Annotated in this window: 1 protein-coding gene; it reads left to right on the forward strand. The window is 63.3% G+C overall.

What is annotated here, in order from left to right:
- Nucleotides 1–16: 16 nt before the first annotated feature.
- On the forward strand, nucleotides 17–218 hold a 202-nt coding region (locus tag IF30_RS43010), incomplete at its 3' end, for a non-reducing end alpha-L-arabinofuranosidase family hydrolase (RefSeq protein ID WP_267884591.1).

Genomic DNA, 218 nt, shown 5'->3' on the forward strand with positions numbered 1-218 from the left:
CATCTACCGGGCGAGCATGCCGATCGGGAACTTCCCGGGCAACTTCGGCTCCTCCTACACGACGGTCATGACCGACACGGTGAAGAACCTCTTCGAGGCACCGCAGGTCTACAAGGTCCAGGGCCAGAACCAGTACCTCATGATCGTCGAGGCCCGCGGCGCCAACGAGCAGCGCTACTTCCGCTCCTTCACCGCCACCAGCCTCAACGGCTCCTGGA

This window comes from Streptomyces sp. NRRL S-350 (genome assembly GCF_000719705.1).
Lineage (GTDB): Bacteria > Actinomycetota > Actinomycetes > Streptomycetales > Streptomycetaceae > Kitasatospora.